This window comes from Vreelandella aquamarina, from assembly GCF_020075495.1.
GTDB lineage: Bacteria > Pseudomonadota > Gammaproteobacteria > Pseudomonadales > Halomonadaceae > Vreelandella > Vreelandella aquamarina_A.
This window is the reverse complement of the sequence record NZ_JABYQT010000014.1, coordinates 24,944-40,806: the sequence shown is the minus strand read 5'-3', so window position 1 is coordinate 40,806 and position 15,863 is coordinate 24,944. Positions and strand designations below refer to the sequence as shown.

At 57.6% G+C, this 15,863-nt stretch carries 13 protein-coding genes; all 13 read left to right on the top strand.

Going from position 1 to position 15,863, the window contains the following annotated elements; translation table 11 throughout:
• Positions 1-5: 5 nt before the first annotated feature.
• The 13 genes from HW452_RS15930 to HW452_RS15870 all read left to right on the top strand — a co-directional run bounded on the left by HW452_RS15930 (position 6) and on the right by HW452_RS15870 (position 15,838).
• Positions 6-1,475 carry an efflux transporter outer membrane subunit gene (locus HW452_RS15930; RefSeq protein WP_224107087.1) on the top strand — a complete coding sequence of 490 codons (1,470 nt, stop codon included), beginning with the start codon at positions 6-8 and terminating at the stop codon, positions 1,473-1,475.
• Between the two features lie 111 nt (positions 1,476-1,586).
• The gene (cobT, locus tag HW452_RS15925; RefSeq protein ID WP_224107086.1) at positions 1,587-2,633 is read left to right on the top strand and encodes a nicotinate-nucleotide--dimethylbenzimidazole phosphoribosyltransferase; all 1,047 of its coding nucleotides are present in this window, start codon (positions 1,587-1,589) and stop codon (positions 2,631-2,633) included.
• Positions 2,630-3,592 (top strand): adenosylcobinamide-phosphate synthase CbiB, encoded by a 963-nt coding sequence (gene cbiB, locus HW452_RS15920; protein WP_224107085.1) that lies wholly within the window; start codon positions 2,630-2,632, stop codon positions 3,590-3,592. Before cobT ends, cbiB begins: the two co-directional genes overlap by 4 nt.
• Positions 3,589-4,713 (top strand): threonine-phosphate decarboxylase CobD, encoded by a 1,125-nt coding sequence (gene cobD / locus HW452_RS15915; RefSeq protein ID WP_224107084.1) that lies wholly within the window; start codon positions 3,589-3,591, stop codon positions 4,711-4,713. The genes cbiB and cobD overlap by 4 nt, the downstream gene beginning before the upstream one ends.
• Entirely contained in the window at positions 4,697-5,233 is a 537-nt protein-coding gene (locus HW452_RS15910) for a bifunctional adenosylcobinamide kinase/adenosylcobinamide-phosphate guanylyltransferase (protein ID WP_224107083.1), read from the top strand. Before cobD ends, HW452_RS15910 begins: the two co-directional genes overlap by 17 nt.
• On the top strand, positions 5,230-6,000 hold the full coding sequence (gene cobS, locus HW452_RS15905; RefSeq protein WP_224107107.1) for an adenosylcobinamide-GDP ribazoletransferase: 771 nt from the start codon (positions 5,230-5,232) through the stop codon (positions 5,998-6,000). The genes HW452_RS15910 and cobS overlap by 4 nt, the downstream gene beginning before the upstream one ends.
• Positions 5,937-6,587, top strand: coding sequence for a histidine phosphatase family protein (locus HW452_RS15900; protein ID WP_224107082.1), 651 nt, complete (start codon positions 5,937-5,939; stop codon positions 6,585-6,587). The genes cobS and HW452_RS15900 overlap by 64 nt, the downstream gene beginning before the upstream one ends.
• 71 nt (positions 6,588-6,658) lie before the next feature.
• Positions 6,659-6,970 carry a bifunctional adenosylcobinamide kinase/adenosylcobinamide-phosphate guanylyltransferase gene (locus HW452_RS15895; protein WP_317986361.1) on the top strand — a complete coding sequence of 104 codons (312 nt, stop codon included), beginning with the start codon at positions 6,659-6,661 and terminating at the stop codon, positions 6,968-6,970.
• Positions 6,971-7,131: 161 nt separating this feature from the next.
• The gene (locus HW452_RS15890) at positions 7,132-9,231 is read left to right on the top strand and encodes a type VI secretion system Vgr family protein (RefSeq protein WP_224107080.1); all 2,100 of its coding nucleotides are present in this window, start codon (positions 7,132-7,134) and stop codon (positions 9,229-9,231) included.
• Positions 9,228-10,103: a DUF4123 domain-containing protein gene (locus HW452_RS15885; protein ID WP_224107079.1), complete on the top strand. Its 876-nt coding sequence runs from the start codon at positions 9,228-9,230 to the stop codon at positions 10,101-10,103. The genes HW452_RS15890 and HW452_RS15885 overlap by 4 nt, the downstream gene beginning before the upstream one ends.
• Positions 10,100-13,720 carry a toxin VasX gene (locus HW452_RS15880; RefSeq protein WP_224107078.1) on the top strand — a complete coding sequence of 1,207 codons (3,621 nt, stop codon included), beginning with the start codon at positions 10,100-10,102 and terminating at the stop codon, positions 13,718-13,720. Before HW452_RS15885 ends, HW452_RS15880 begins: the two co-directional genes overlap by 4 nt.
• Positions 13,713-14,726, top strand: coding sequence for a hypothetical protein (locus HW452_RS15875; protein ID WP_224107077.1), 1,014 nt, complete (start codon positions 13,713-13,715; stop codon positions 14,724-14,726). The genes HW452_RS15880 and HW452_RS15875 overlap by 8 nt, the downstream gene beginning before the upstream one ends.
• Positions 14,727-14,821: 95 nt before the next feature.
• Positions 14,822-15,838 carry a hypothetical protein gene (locus HW452_RS15870; protein WP_224107076.1) on the top strand — a complete coding sequence of 339 codons (1,017 nt, stop codon included), beginning with the start codon at positions 14,822-14,824 and terminating at the stop codon, positions 15,836-15,838.
• Positions 15,839-15,863 lie beyond the last annotated feature (25 nt).

The window sequence follows — 15,863 nt, the reverse complement described above, 5'->3', positions numbered from 1 at the left end:
AGCTGATGAAGAAGGGATGCACAAGGAGGCGCCTATCCGGCATCGCCCTGGCGATACTGCTGAGCGGCTGTGCGGTGGGGCCGGATTACCAGGCCCCGGAACTCGAACTGCCCGATACCTGGCCTGCGCATATCGAGCTTGACCAGGCCGAGCGTGGAGAGTGGCGCCATTGGTGGCGCCAGTTCGATGACCCGGCACTCAACGCCTTGGTCGAGCGCGCCACCCAGGACAATCTGGAGCTCGAGGTGCAGCTGGCGCGTATTCAGGAGGCACGCGCCCAGCTCGGGTTTGCCGACGCCGAGCTGTTCCCGAGCGTGGGCTATCAGGCTGAGGCCACCCGTGAACGCACCCCTGGCGCGTCCATTCCCATCGACATCGAGCCGGTGCAGGATCTGATCACCTCGACCAACAACCAGTTCTCCCTGGCGGGCAGCCTCGAGTACGAATTCGATCTGTGGGGGCGTCTTGCCCGCCAGCGCGAGGCGGCGCTGGCTACCTTCAGTGAAAGCGTGTTCGCCCGCGACGCCGCCGAGATCGGCGTGATCGCGGACGTGGTCACCACCTATTTCGATCTCAAGAACGCTCAGTACCAGCGCGAGATCCTCGAAGAGACCGAAGCCACCTACGAGGAGACCTTTCGCCTACAGAAGCTGCGCTATGACCTTGGCGATATCAGCGAACTCAGCTTCCGCCAGGCCGAGGCCGAATGGCGAAGCGTGCGTACCGAGCTTCCTCAGGTAACGCAGCAGGTGGAAGCCTTGAAAGGAGCGCTGGCGATTCTGGTGGGACTCACCCCGCGCGAGCTGATGAGCGAGCTCGACTACGGCGATACCCACCTGGTGGAGATCGCCGAACCCCGACGGCTGCCGGGCTTTCTTCCCTCGGAGCTCTTGCAACGACGCCCGGATATCCGCGCCGCCGAGGCCACGCTGATCGCTGCCAATGCCGGCGTGGGCGTGGCCGAAGCCGCAAGGCTACCCTCGATCAACCTGAACGCCTCGCTTGCCAGCGTGGCCGCCGATGCGAGCGATCTGTTCACCGACAACGCCCGTGCCTGGGGGCTTGGCGCCTCGATCGTCGGCCCGCTTCTCGATTTTGGCCGCACCCGCGCCAACGTCCAGATCGCGGAGTCTCAGGTAGAGCAGGCCGATGCCCAGTACCGGCTGACCGTGCTTACCGCTTTCAATGAGGTGCGCGATGCGTTGACCAGCTTCGAGCTGACCGACCAGCGCCTGAACGCCGTGGATGCGCAGCTCGAGGCGGTGTCACGTGCTCGGGACTTGGCGGTGCTGACCTACGACCAGGGCCAGACCAGCATGCTCGAACGCCTGGACGCCGAGCGCTCGCTGCTCTCGGCCAAGCTTGATCGCGCCGAGGTGCAAAGCGAGCGCCTGACCGCCTTTGCCACCCTGTTCAAGGCGCTGGGGGGCGGCTGGCAGGATACGACGTCCATCACCGGAGAAGAAGCGATTTAACCATCACCCGCATGGCTTGCCTTGGTGAAAGAGCCGCCCGTCGAGGCGCAAGTTTTGTTACTATTTGCGCCTTTCGTCGCGGTTGACCTTTACCCTGCTATGGAGCCTGCCATGCCTTCGCTGATTGCCCGAATAGACCCTGTCGATAAAACCGCTGGTGACAGGGCACGGGCATATCTGGATACGCTGACCAAACCGCCGGGCAGCCTGGGTGCTCTCGAAGCGCTGGCCGTTCAGCTAAGCGAGATCAGCAAAGAGCTGGCTCCTGCTGTCACGCCTCCTGCTGTCATCGTGTTTGCCGCCGACCACGGCGTGGCGGCCGAGGGCGTCTCTGCGTTTCCTCAGGCGGTGACCGCGCAGATGGTCGCCAATTTTGCACGCGGCGGTGCGGCCATCAATGTCTTTGCCCGCCAGATCAATGCGCGCCTGGAAGTCGTCGATGTCGGCGTGCTGGGCGATGTAGAGGCACCGGGCGTGGTGGTCGAGAAGGTTCGCCGTGCCACGGGCAATATCACCGTTGAAGATGCCATGCAGCCTTTCGAGGTCGAGGCCGCTCTTCAGGCGGGGGAAAAGGCGGTCGCGCGAGCCTACGAGGCAGGCTGTCGCAGCGTGATCGTCGGGGAGATGGGCATTGCCAATACCACCGCCAGCAGCGCCATGCTGGCGGCTTTTACCGGCACGCCGGTCGAGCAGGTGGTAGGGGCAGGCTCGGGGCTCGATAGCCAGCAGCAGGTACATAAAGCGGGTGTCATCACGCGCGCCCTGGCGGCGCGGAAGTTTGATGCCGACACTCCGCTGAGCGTACTGGCGGCACTGGGAGGGCTTGAAATCGCTGCCATGGCCGGCGCTTACCTGGCTGCCGCGCGCTACCGGCTGCCCGCCATCGTGGATGGCTTCATTGCCACGGTCGCGGCACTCACCGCGTGTCGCCTTTGTCCGGCGGTGCGCGGCTATCTGGTATTCGGCCACCGTTCCATGGAGCCTGGCCATGGCGTAGCGCTCAGAGCGCTTGACGCCACGCCGCTGCTGGCGCTCGACATGCGCCTGGGTGAGGGCAGCGGCGCCGCACTGGCTTTTCCTCTGCTGCAAGCCGCAACCGCCATGATGGCCGACATGGCCACCTTCACCTCGGCCGGCATGGCGGACAGCACCCCGTGACGCTGACGGTACTGATTGGCTTGGCCATCGTGCTGGATCTATTGATTGGCGACCCGCGGGCGCTGCCGCACCCGGTAGTGCTGATGGGGCGGATGATCAGCTATCTGGAAAAGCGCTGGAACCGAGGGAGCGCTTCACGCCGCAAGTTCTTCGGCGTTGTGCTTGCGGGGACGGTGGTGGCGAGCGTGTGGGGTGCCAGCATGGCGGCGCTGGCGCTGCTGGCGATGATTCACCCCTGGGTTGCGCTGGCGGCCGAGCTATGGCTGCTGGCCACCACGCTTGCCATCAAGGGGCTTGCCGACGCCGGGCGGGCCGTGGCCCGACCGCTCGCCCTGGGCGACCTGCAGGCAGCACGCCAGGCGCTCTCCATGATTGTGGGGCGCGACACGCAGACGCTCGATGAGGCCGGCATTACCCGAGGCGCCGTGGAAACCGTGGCGGAAAATACGGTGGACGGGATTACCGCGCCGCTGTTTTTTGCCCTGCTGGGGGGCGCGCCGCTGGCGCTGGCCTACAAGGCGATCAACACGCTGGATTCCATGGTGGGGTATCGCAACGAACGTTATGAAGACTTCGGTTACGCCTCGGCAAAGCTTGATGACCTTGCCAACTGGCTGCCCGCACGGTTGACCACGCTGTGCCTGTGGGTAGGGGGCGTGCTGCTGTCTGCTGCCGGGCAGCCGCTGCGCTGGCGCGGCGCACTTCGCGCTACCCGTCACGAGGCCCCGCGCCACCCAAGCCCCAACGCCGGCTGGCCAGAAGCCATGGTGGCCCGCCTTCTCGGGGTGCAACTGGGCGGCATGAATACCTATCAGGGGGTCACTTCCAGCCGCGCAACGCTGGGCGAGCCTTTCGAGCCGCTGCGCGTTGCGCATATCGGCACCACCATTTCACTCATGCATGTGGGGTGGCTGCTGTTTGTCATTGCAGCAGGCGCCTTGGGGGCGATGGCAAGATGAGTCCTGACGAACGCAGGATGAGCGCGCCGCCCTGGCCAAGCCACGGCGGCCAATCCGCCGCGCTTTTGCAGCGTTACGGCTTGCCGCCGGGCCACTCGCTGGAAGACTTCAGCGCCAACCTCAACCCGCTCGGCCCGCCCGCCTGGGTGGCCGAGGCACTTGGCCGACAGGTTGACGCACTTTGCCACTATCCGGCGCCGGACTACTGGCCCGCCCGCGAAGCGCTTGCCGCGCATCACGGGGTAGCGCCTGAACAGGTGCTGCTGACCAATGGCGGGGCCGAGGCGATTTTTCTGGCAGCGGCCCTTCATGCAGGCAAGCGGGCCGGTGTGCTGACACCCAGCTTTGGCGAGTACGCACGGGCCTGCCGCGCCCATGGGCTGAGCATGACGCCCATTGCCTTGCCCGCTCCAGGGTTCGCGCTCGACCTTGAAGTCCTCATGGTCGCACTCAGGAAGATCGATGTGCTTTTTCTGTGTCGGCCCAATAACCCCACCGCGACGCTGATACCGCTCGAGCAGATGCACAGGCTGCTGGCGTGCGCCGCTGCCTGTGGTTGCCAGGTGGTGGTGGACGAGGCGTTCATCCACCTGGCGCCAGGCCAGGGTGAGGAGGCGTCGCTTGCGCCTTTGCTGGCAGAAAACCCGCATATGGTGCTCCTTCACTCCCTGACCAAATTTTATACCCTGCCAGGACTGCGGCTTGGCCATGTCTTGGCCGATATATCCACTATTGATGCCCTTGCGGCGTGTCAGCCGGCCTGGAGCGTCAACCGAATGGCTGCCGAGCTGGTGGCGCCGCTGCTTGCCGATACGGCGTTCGCCGGGCAAACCCGGGCCTGGCTTGAGAGCGAGCACCCGCCGATGGCAACGGCACTGGCGCAGACGGGCCTTGAGGTGGTGCCCAGTACCACCAGTTTTTTTCTGGTTCGGCCCGGTCACACTTTGCGCGAGCGAGGGCTTGTCAGTGACGTGCTTTTCGAACGGCTGCTGCGCGGTGGCATGCTGGTTCGACATACCCATAATTTTCCCGGCCTCGATGGCGGCTGGTTGCGTATCGCGCTGCGTGACCGGGCGGCCAATCAGCGGCTTTTGAAGGTGTTCAATGATTGTGTTTGTTAGTGGTGGCGCCCGTTCGGGCAAGAGTGATGTGGCCGAACAGTGTGTCCTGCAGGCGGCCCAGGGCGGCAGCTGTTACTACATTGCCACCGCCGATGTGCTCGATGAAGAGATGGCCGCGCGGGTCGAGCGCCACAAGGCAACGCGCGGCGCGAGCTGGATAACCCTGGAGGCGCCGCTGGCGATTGACGACGCGCTCGCGCAGATACCCGAAGGGGCTGCCGTTCTGCTTGACTGCCTGACCCTCTGGGCAAGCCAGGTTCGCTACGCCAGCGAGCTGACCGATGCCGAGGGCCAGGGGGTGCTTGAAAGCGCGGTTCGCATGGCGCGCTCGCACCGTCAGCATCTGGTGCTGGTCTCCAATGACCTCAATGAAGACCTGCTGCCCAATGACAAGGAAACCTGGCGTTACCTGGGGTTTCTGCAGAGCCTGCACTGCTGGCTTGCCGCGGAAGCGGACTCGGTACTCGAAGTGGTCTGCGGGCTTGCCGTCGAGTGGAAGCGCAAGGAGCCCGTGTGCTGAAGAGTGCGCTTTACGGCGGCATACTGGCGCTGCAGTTTCTTACCCGCCTGCCGCTGCCCATTGCCTGCCCCTGGACACCGGCTACCCGCCGCTGGGCCGTTCGCGCCTACCCGCTGGTCGGGCTCTTGCTCGGCGGGATGCTGGCACTTGCCGCCCAGCTGATGCATGGCGCCCCCGCACCGCTTGCTGCCCTGGCGCTGCTCAGCCTGTGGGTGGCGCTAAGCGGTGGCCTGCATCTGGATGGCATGATGGACCTGGCAGATGCATTAGGCAGCAACCAGCCCATGGCGCGGCGCTGGGAGATCATGAAAGACCCCCAGGTAGGCAGCTTTGGCATGCTGGCGCTGTTTTTCCTGCTGGCCTGGAAGGGCGTGATGCTCTGGGCACTGCTGCACTACGGGGCGCCGCTCTGGTGGCTGGTGGCGATACCGGCGCTGGCCCGCTTTGGCGGGGCAGCGCTGCTGGTGCTTACCCCCTGCGCCCAGCAGAAGGGAATGGCGTGGAGCTGGCAGCAGTCGTTGGTCCCGCGGGATGTGGCGCTGGCACTGGTGCCGCTTGGCGTGATGAGTATCGGCTGGCCCGGCGTGCTGGCGGCGCTGGTGGCGGCCTGCCTGCTGGTTGCGCTTGCCCGCTGGGTGCTGCTCAGGCTATTTCACGGCATCAACGGCGACATGGTAGGCGCCACCATTGAAGGAGGAGAACTATGGTTGATGATCTTGATGTGGAGCTGGTGGTGGTTCGCCATGGCATCACCGCCTGGAACCTAGCGCGGCGCTATCAGGGGCAGCGCGATATTCCGTTACTCTTGCCTGACGCTGAAGAAGGGCTACTGTTGCTTCGCAAGGCGCTTGCCGGTGAGCGTTTCGACGCCATTTACACAAGCGATCTTCAGCGCTGCCGACAGACGCTCGAGTGGATTCAGGCAGCGAGGCCAGACACGCCGCTGAACCTGGAGCCACGCCTGCGTGAATTAGATTTTGGCGAGTATGAAGGCAAGGTCTACGATGAACTCAAGGACCTGCCCCATTATCGCGCGTGGATCGACAGCGCCGGCGAGCTGCAGATCCCGGGCGGAGAGTCCGCCGCCGAGCTGCGCTCGCGCCTTGACGCGTGGCTTTTCGATATGGCGGCAAGCGTGCAACGTCACGGGTACCGAAAAGTACTCGCCGTTACTCATGGCGGCGTGATTCGTGAATTGCGCCGACGCTTTGAAACCATCGGTTTCTGGGAAGGGGGAGTGCATCAAGCGCAGGGAAGGCGCTGGTGGCTCACGCATCATGGCATGAATGACAAAGGAGGTTGGCTATGCAGGTGTTCATCGGCGGTGCCGGAGCCGGCAAACGAAAGGCTGTAAGAAACCGCTTTCCCCATGCCGTATGGTGGCGGCTCGCACCCGGGCAGCGGCTGCGTGAATGCACTTGCGTCATGCTGCCAGACACCCCGCTGGTGATACACGGCGTACTGGACTGGCTGACGGCTTCCATGGGGGCTGATGAGGGCAGCGACAGCTGGCGGTCGCGCTGGCGCGACGATCTTCAGGAGCTGTTGTGCGGGGCCAACTCCCAACAGGTGACCTTGATCATCATCCTCAATGAGGTTGGCCGCGGAATTGTGCCCATGGATCGCGACCAGCGCCGCCTGCGCGACCTGAATGGCTGGTTCAGCCAGGACATGGCCGAATGCGCCGATCAGGTCTGGTATGTGCGACATGGGCTGGTGCAGGCATTGGGTAGGTAGCCGCAAGTGCTTTCAAAGCCTGTATTTTCTGATATTTGTAAGAAATGGCTTACAAGCATGTAAGACATCGACACTACGTGCCGTGAAGGGGTTGCCCTTTATACCAGCGCCATTACCCTGAGTGTTTCTCATTTTCCGAGTTCAGCTCAAGGAGCGGCGCGATGGCAGACGGCACTGGCCTACAATTTACTCTGAAGCTACCAGGCGTTGATGATGCCGCTGTTATCGATTTTGCTTACCGCGAGGCGCTGTCTCAGCCTTTTGAGCTACGGCTGAATTTCGCCAGCCGCGAAGGCCGCCTGAGTGCCGCTGATTTGCTCGATCAACCGGCCACGTTGACCATCTGGCAGGACAGCAAACCGCTACGCTACGTCAATGGCGTGATCAGCGAATTCATGCTGGCGGATCGCGGCCACCGGCGCACCTTCTATTCCGTCATGCTCAGCCCTTCATTGTGGCGACTTTCGCTGCGCCACAATTCGCGCATCTTCCAGAAGGTAGACCCGCTCTCCATCATCAACACCTTGTGTCTCGAGCGGGGCATCACGGATGTAGCCTTCGCCGTCAAGCGTGAGCCTCTGGAGCGTGAGTATTGCGTGCAGTATCGCGAAACGGACCTCGCCTTCATCGAGCGTTTGGCCGCCGAGGAGGGGCTATTTTACTATCACGCCTTCGAGGAAAGCGCGCATCGGCTGATATTTACCGACGACCCGCTGCTGCTTGCCCACCTGGGCGAGCGTACCTACCACAGCCGTGCCGGGGGCACGGCGCCTACTCGCCATGTGCGAAAACTTCGCCAGACGGCGCGTATAGCGCCCGCCTCCGCCACCCTGAAAGACTACACCTTCAAGAACCCGGCCTACGCCCAGCTGCACGAGCATCTAGGCCACGAGGTCGAGCAGCATGGACAGCGCAGCGACTACGAGCATTTTGACTACCCCGGCCGCTATAAAGAGGATGCCTCCGGTAAACCCTTTACCCGTATACGGGTAGAACACCTGCGCCGTGAAGCACTCACCGCCCAGGCGGAAAGCGACCTGCCGGAGCTCGCGCCGGGAATGCGTTTCACCCTGACCGACCACGACACCGAGAGCCTCAACTGCGACTGGCAGCCCATCGAGATCTTCCACCACGGCGAACAGCCCCAGGCGCTGGAAGAGGACAGCGTCGGCCATTTTGACGCGAACGGCATGACCCGGTATGTCAATCAGATCACGCTTATCCCCGGCGATACACCCTGGCGCGCCACGCCCAACCCCAAACCCCGCGTGGACGGCCCCCAGGTCGCCTTCGTGGTGGGGCCGGAAGGCGAAGAGATCCACTGCGACGAACACGGCCGGGTGAAGGTGCAGTTCCCCTGGGACCGCTACGCCGAACCCAATGAAACGGCGAGCTGCTGGGTGCGGGTTGCCCAGGGCTGGGCCGGCGGCGGCTACGGGGCCATGGCCATCCCGCGCATCGGCCATGAGGTGGTCGTTTCATTTTTAGAAGCTGACCCGGATCAGCCGCTGGTGACCGGGCGTACCTACCACGCCGTCAACCAGCCGCCCTATGCACTGCCGGAACACAAGACCCGCACGGTATTGCGCACCCAGAGCCACAAGGCCGAAGGCTTCAACGAACTGCGCTTCGAAGACGAAGCAGGGGAAGAACAGATCTGGCTCCACGCCCAGAAGGACCTGGAGCTTCTGACGCTCAATGACCGCACTGAGGAGATCCGTAACGACAGCCACCTCAAGGTGCACCGCGACCGCATCAGCGAGATCGACCACGACGACCACCACACGGTGCACGGCAATCGCTACGGTCAGGTAGACGGCGATGACCACCTCACCGTGAACGGCACCCGCCACGACAACATCGGCCAGGCGCAGCTGGTGGAAGCCGGGCAGGAGATTCACCACAAGGCGGGCATGAAGGTGGTGATCGAAGCCGGTGCTAAAATCACCCTGAAAGCCGGCGGCAGCTTCCTGAAAATCGACCCTAGCGGCGTCACCATCGTCGGACCGCAGGTCAAGATCAATTCCGGCGGCAGCCCGGGGTCGGGGAGTGGTCAGGCGGCGCAGGCGCCGCAGTTGCCTGGGCAGGCGGTCGCTGAAATACATGAAGATGTCACGATGGGGCCTATTGTAGGGCATCGCTTAGAGCAGGCAATGGTGGAGCATCAGCCATTAGTAGAGCTTTGCCAGAAACCGTCGAATGGTGGGCCATGCCCGCTAGGTAAAGACTGCCCATGCGACGAAGGAGGAAGAGCAGCATGAGTGAGCTACTGTCTGCTTCACGTATAGACGATATTGAACCTAATCATGCATTGCCTTGCTGGCTGGTCGTAGATCGTTACCCAGGAATCTTAGAGCGCATCTATCAGTTAGAGCCATCGCCTCAACTGGCGTTTTTATTTCATGAAACTAAATACGCCTCCCTGGAGGAGTACAGCCCTCTGGTGGTTCGTATTGAACGAGGGAGTGCGCTTTGGCATGCCTATTCGCAACAGCAGGATACCGCTTTTAGCCAAGGTGTTTTGATAATGAGCGAGGCAACTGAGCAAGCCGTGCTGAAATATCTTCGTCAGCGTCTCGAAATTCACTTCTATGGATCTCGAAAAGCATTATTTCGCTTTTATGATTCATGTATTGCGAGCGTGTTTTTTAGCGCGGATTCGGTGATTGATAGATGGCTCGGCCCGCTGGAAAGAGTTGTTTGGTTTGGTGGCACCTGGGTTCAAATAGCAGAGCATGGAAAGCAGTGGTACAGCTGTGTGGGGCAGCCACACCAGCAGCTAGTAGAAGGGCAGTATCAAGATGAGGAGCCTTACAAGCTTTCACCATCGCAGGAGCAGGCGATGGAAAACTTTGTATTAGTTCAAGCCGTCTGGCGTAAGTGGTCTAAGCAAAAGAGAGCCAAAGCGTCTTCAGGAGAAGATATTACCTACTTTGTCCAAAGAGTGTCGGCCTCTATGCGGCTTGAGCTTCCCCGCGAACATTTGCAAAAAGTGTTAGAGATTTTTCTGACTTTAACGCCCGGCGAATGGCTAGCAGGCGTGAGTGAGTTGCCAGCGGTTAATCGGCTGCAGGAAATCGAGCGGCGTGCAGAGAACACTTCCCAGTCAAAGACCAGGAGTTTCACCATATGAGTGGTGTATTGGGTAATCCGGCCTGTGAAGGTGAAAAGCTGTTTATTCAGGTAATGGGTAAAGAACATCCGGAAGGGCATGAGATCGTTATCGTCAATCAGCATAGCGGCGAACCCCTAGACGATTTTGGCGAGGCAGAAACAGAAGAGCTTTCCGACCCAATGAGTGTCCTGCACAAATGGTGTTGGCAAGGTCTACAGCGTGTGGATGCACAGCTCCATATTGCCACTGAAGCAGGCGAGCCAATCAAGCTGCCCCTATTGAAGTGGCTTTATAAAAACGAGCGTAAGCCCCGTTATCAAGACAATATTATCCAACCAGTCATGCCTATGGCATTGTTTCAAGAGGTGACTGGCGATACGCGTCATGCTTTACCTCTACGCTCTGGCTATCTCTATATTTACTTTGAAGAGATGTTATGGCGTGAGCTGGAGGTCAGCGCCAATGATGAGGAAAGCAAATTAGAATTTCGTGATGTCAATGTGGCGGAGCATCGCAATGAGCAGGGACAATATCAACAGGATCGTCGGCCTGCTGTTGGTGTTCCGCTAGAGGAAGTCTGGCTTCCTTACCGCCAGGAAGGGCGGGCTATTGATGGTCAACTGCGCGTTGCCTTTTCTGAAGTGCAGTTGTCTGCCGCCCGTTTAAATTACTTAGAAACAGATCAGCATGCGCGTTTAACGCGGTGCCAGTCAATTAATTTGTCTAGTGGCAATAATTTTCCCTCCTTGGGCATGCTCTACATGCTTCAAGAGAATAGTGAGCAACGTTTACGCTTGCCTTTCTTGGAAGAAAATGTTGCTTTCCCGAGCCAACTGACCAGCGACCTTGAAGGGAGTTTTCTGCAACAGTTACGCGATCAAGCGGCTCAAGAGCTGCAAGTATTTGACGCGGGGGGAGAACAGGCACGCGCATCGGCTGATGCTGAAATGTCGCGTGATCAAGGCCGGTCGTCATCTCCGCTCTATCTGCAGGCGTCCGCACGGTTGGCAGCTCTTGGTGCGCGTTTGCAACAAGAAAGCGACGATGAAGAAGCTGGCAGTATCTGGCAGGAGTCGCTGGGAGGTACCTCCAGCTGCTTAAGCGATATAGCAGAGCGCAATATTCCTGGATTAGTGATTCAAGACACGCTGTTTGAATTGCGCCATGCCATGCGCGGAACCCAATCCAGCTTAGGGTATCTACAGCAAATTCCATCACTAGCGGCAGAAGACGAGTTTTATGAATGCGCTGCATTGGTCAATCAAACCATTCTGAAACAGCAGAATAGTTCAGGAGAAACCAACCCCCTCAACCGATTTGCGGATAAAGCCGACTTAAGTGATACAGGGGAGCTTCATCGCATTTTACGTGGCTCCCATAGAGCGCTGGCACGCTACCAGTTTGATGCTTACCAGCAACGGCTTTCTTCGCTGCTACTCAGCCGCCCCGGCACAGCGGTACTTGCCGATCTTTTAAGTCTTGAGGGGCACGATTACATTGGGGCATATTCATTGGCCCTTGACTTGCTGGAAGGCTTGCGCGAAAGCGCAGAGCGGGCTGATTCGCTGAGTGACTCAACGCCCACATCACTATCACGTGCACAACAGCTATTGGTTAATATTCTAAGTGACAATAGCACTTACCCACTGCATGCCATGCTGTTCCCTAGTGATGAAAGTACTCCCCTAAGCGCGCCGCTATCGTTACCGGAAGAGGATGAAAACCGCGGCGATGGCCTGATCAGACTGAAGGCGATATCAGAACAGCATCTGCTTGATCCACCGACGGAAGATGACGATGTACAGCTGTTGGAAACCGCATGGCTGGCAGCGTTAGCCAGTGATGGCGGAGAAATCTTGTTAAGCTCTGAGCTAAAACGCTGGGGCGGGGTAGTCGATTTACTGTTCGGGCGGCTGGCTGAGCAAGTGGAAGTGCTGTTCGACCAAGGCGCTCAACAGGCCATGATGCTGCCGGTTGCACGATTAGCGCGCGTCGGTTTTCCAGAGTTGTATGGCCAATTGACAGCTACCCGCGGCGTTATACGTGAAGATGTTGTGATTCTCGGTGTGAAGGACAGTGCAGGCCAGCTACGTAACGGCTTGACCGCTCAGGAACGCGCGGCTACACAGCGGGGAGCACACGCACAGGCGCGGCAAAGTTTTGAAAGCGCGGTGCGTGATGCATCGGGTAAAACACTGGCCCCAAGCCAGGCACGGCGTTTGGCCGCCGCGGCAGAGGCGGCCGGGCAGCAACACCTCACCGTGCTGGTGGCAGAAACGGACTCTAAAGCAGTACAGCTATCGAGACGAGCACGGCATCAACTGAACTTCTCCAAAGCAACTGAACGTTTGCGTTTGCCCTATTTAATTGCGGCGTTTGAGTTGTTTAATGTACGACAGCAGTATCAGTCCCTTATTAGTTCTTATGATATTAAGAGTTCACTTGGATTCGGGAGTGCTGCAATTGATCTTACAATCGCCTCTTTAAAAGCTTTGGAGTTCTACGGCGAAAGGCATCAAAAATTTCACCGATTCCGTGTTAATGCTATTAGCCGTCAGGTACCTTTCGGTGATGCTCTGTTACGTTCTCAATCATCCCTCTTAGTGGGATTGGGAGGGCGTCTTAAAGGGGCCGTTACGATAGTAAATTTCGCAGGTGTGGCTGCAGGCTTCATTAGTTCTGCATTGCTGGCATGGGATGCTTGGAATCGCTTTCAACATAGCAACCTAGGAGCCGGTATCGCGCTAAGTATAGCGTCTATTAGTAGTTTGGTTGTCGCCGGAAGTGCGTTATTTAAAACCAGCCCGTTGTGGTTAGGGTTAGGGCCGGTAGGCTGGGTTGCGTTAGGCCTATCTCTGGCTGCTGCCTTAATTGCGATCAAGTTAACGGATAACGATATTGAAGAGTGGCTGCGGCTGGGGCCCTTTGGCACCAATAGCCGCTACGATTGGCGCAATGACTCGGCGGATGCATTTGAGCGTTTAGTCAGTCTATTTGCCAATATCCGTATCCGTGTAGAACCTATTGGAGCAATGACCGCCGAGATGGTCGCAACGGATGGCGAGCAGCGGCCTGCCATTGGCATCCTTAGCCAGTCACCTCCTCCTACTCACGCTGAAAACCTGATTGCCGAGCAGGCCGCCAGTCGCTTTTCCGGCCCCATCGCCAACACGCGGGTAGTGGTCAACAGTAACCTGCCCGGTTTGGAGCCTGGCTGGGAGCAGAACGCCCACTTCAGGCTTGAGCAAACCACCGAATACAAGCATGAATTCCGTAAGGACGGGTACTCTCAGTGGATAGAGGACGGCAAAGAGTTGGGCGATGTGGTACAGCCGTTATTTGAACGTAGTACAACGGATGGCCGGGAGTACTATCTCTATACCCCTGCAGCCACTACCCAGCCGGGGTCGTGGCGGCGTCGTGAACGGCGTACCCAGCATAAACTGAAAGTACGTGTGCAGTGGCAGCGCCAAAACGAAAGCCAAAATAGTGACGAGCTACCAAGAGTGTTACCAGCGCCTAAACCGACACAAACGGCCAGCGGAAATCCGTTAATTCCAGACTTTACCCGTACAGAACAACCCTATTGGGCCGATGAAATGACCCACCAGGATAACGAGAGTGCGAATGACTGATTTGACACCTATTACCTACACTGACACTGCGCATACCTCCGAGAAGTTTTTATGGCCGCGTTCCGAGCCTTGCCACCACGGCAAGCGCTTTCGCTTGTCCGCGGCTTCAGGGCAGCGGCTTGCCTTTCGTCACCCAACCGAAGCTTTGTTCCCAGCTCGAGAGCTGGTGGATATGCCTCCTAAACGATTGCGCGAGCTTGAACAGATGCCCAATCACTCGCCTCGGCCAAGTGATCGTCCTGAGCATCCGCTACGATGGGACGAAGAGTGTTTGCGTTATACGAGTCAGACAAAGATTAATTTTTTTATTGGAATCATTCGTGGTTTAGGAATGGTAAGTTTTTTTTTGGTGCTCTTTGCAGCTGTTGTTAGCTTAATTGCAATGTACTTTGCTTCAAAATCGCCTCAAAGTGATTTTAATTATAATGATATTTTATCTGATTTGATACCAGTATATATATATATACTATTTTTTTGTTTATTAATGTGGGGAGGCGCAAATTTACTTTATCGTTTTTTTCCCAACTATACTTCTGGCTACCAGCGTGGCCCTATGTGGGAGCTAAATCGACGTACGGGCATGGTCAAGGTTTTTGCTAATTCTGCCAAGAAAAGCACCGCCTGGAAGATAGCCCATGAATTGCCCTTCCATGAATTCGATTGTTATATCCAAAGCTCGCCGACCTCCCAAGGCATTGCACAATACAACCTAAGCCTTGTGCACTACAGCGTTGAGGCCCATGTTGCGCTGGTGGGGATGTTTGGGGTCACCAGTCGACTGGATCAATTGGCTGCCTGGGACATGCTACAACGTTTCATGGATACGTCTCAGCCCTTGCCAGATTCCCCCCAGTGGGAGCAGTTTCGTTCGCTCGATCCGACCACCTTGGAGTGGGATAAAGAAATAGCACGACCTCCCCGTTATTGGCGGGATATGGATGATGAAACGTTCAATCAGAAAATAGTCGAGCTGCAGAATCGCCTCTCGGCGTTTTATTTCGGTTAAGCTTCTTTTATGCATTTGTGGCAGGGCGGTGGTTAACTGCAGATAAACCGCTCTGCTAGCATGGCAGCCTGCATTCACATAAGAACGATACAACAATGACTGATTTGACACCCATTATCTACGCTGACACTGCGCATATTTCCGAGAAGTTTTTATGGCCGCGTTCCGAGCCTTGCCACCACGGCAAGCGCTTTCGCTTAACCGCGGCTTCTGGGCAGCGGCTTGCGCCAAGAAATCCTACCATCAGTATACCTCCTGTTGCGAAAGGGCTTGAGTTAATTACTTCTGTACAGTTACGAAATATTGAAAGTCAGTCGGATTTCTCACCTCGCCCTAAAGGCTATCAAAAATATCCAATAAGGATGGATGAAGAGTGCTTACGTTACTCAAGTCAAACTAAGTTAGGCTTTATTTTTGGAATTGCTCGCGCATTAGGAATGGTTGGTTTCTTTTTGGCATTATTTGCTGCTTTTGTTAGTATGGTAGCAATATTTTTTGCATCACAATCACCCCAAAGTAGTTTTAATTATAATGAAATGCTATCTGATTTGATCTCAGTATATATATATATATTGGGTTTTTGTTTGTTAATGTGGGGAGGGGTAAGGCTAATCTACCGCTCGTTTCCTAACTTTGCCGCTGGTTTCCAGCCTGGCCCTATGTGGGAGTTAAATCGGCGAACGGGCATGGTCACAGTCTTTGCCAATTCTGCTAAGAAAAGCACCGCCTGGAAAGTAGCTTATGAATTACCCTTCCATGAGTTTGATTGTTATATACAAAGCTCGCCGATGTCCCAGGGCATTGCACAATACAACCTAAGCCTTGTGCACTACAGCGATGAGGCCCATGTTGCGCTAGTAGGGATGTTCGGAGTCACCAGTCGCCTAGATCAATTGGCTGCCTGGGACATGGTTCAGCGCTATATGGATACATCACAACCTTTACCTGACATACCTGTTTTTGAGATGTACCGCTCTCTTGATCCTACAACAATCCAAGCGGACAAAGAGATAGACCGCCCACCCCGTTATTGGCGGGATATGGATGATGAAACATTCAATTATAAAATAGTGGAGCTGCAAGATCGCCTCTCGGAATTTTATTACGGTTAAGCTTCTTTTGCTCATCAATGGCAGA

Bases quoted from the DNA above. Each gene is read 5' to 3' on its own strand.
- HW452_RS15930 (WP_224107087.1), top strand. From the start codon at position 6: ATGAAGAAGGGATGCACAAGGAGGCGCCTATCCGGCATCGCCCTGGCG.
- cobT (WP_224107086.1), top strand. From the start codon at position 1,587: ATGCCTTCGCTGATTGCCCGAATAGACCCTGTCGATAAAACCGCTGGT.
- cobD (WP_224107084.1), top strand. From the start codon at position 3,589: ATGAGTCCTGACGAACGCAGGATGAGCGCGCCGCCCTGGCCAAGCCAC.
- HW452_RS15910 (WP_224107083.1), top strand. From the start codon at position 4,697: ATGATTGTGTTTGTTAGTGGTGGCGCCCGTTCGGGCAAGAGTGATGTG.
- HW452_RS15900 (WP_224107082.1), top strand. From the start codon at position 5,937: ATGGTTGATGATCTTGATGTGGAGCTGGTGGTGGTTCGCCATGGCATC.
- HW452_RS15895 (WP_317986361.1), top strand. From the start codon at position 6,659: ATGCTGCCAGACACCCCGCTGGTGATACACGGCGTACTGGACTGGCTG.
- HW452_RS15890 (WP_224107080.1), top strand. From the start codon at position 7,132: ATGGCAGACGGCACTGGCCTACAATTTACTCTGAAGCTACCAGGCGTT.
- HW452_RS15885 (WP_224107079.1), top strand. From the start codon at position 9,228: ATGAGTGAGCTACTGTCTGCTTCACGTATAGACGATATTGAACCTAAT.
- HW452_RS15880 (WP_224107078.1), top strand. From the start codon at position 10,100: ATGAGTGGTGTATTGGGTAATCCGGCCTGTGAAGGTGAAAAGCTGTTT.
- HW452_RS15875 (WP_224107077.1), top strand. From the start codon at position 13,713: ATGACTGATTTGACACCTATTACCTACACTGACACTGCGCATACCTCC.
- HW452_RS15870 (WP_224107076.1), top strand. From the start codon at position 14,822: ATGACTGATTTGACACCCATTATCTACGCTGACACTGCGCATATTTCC.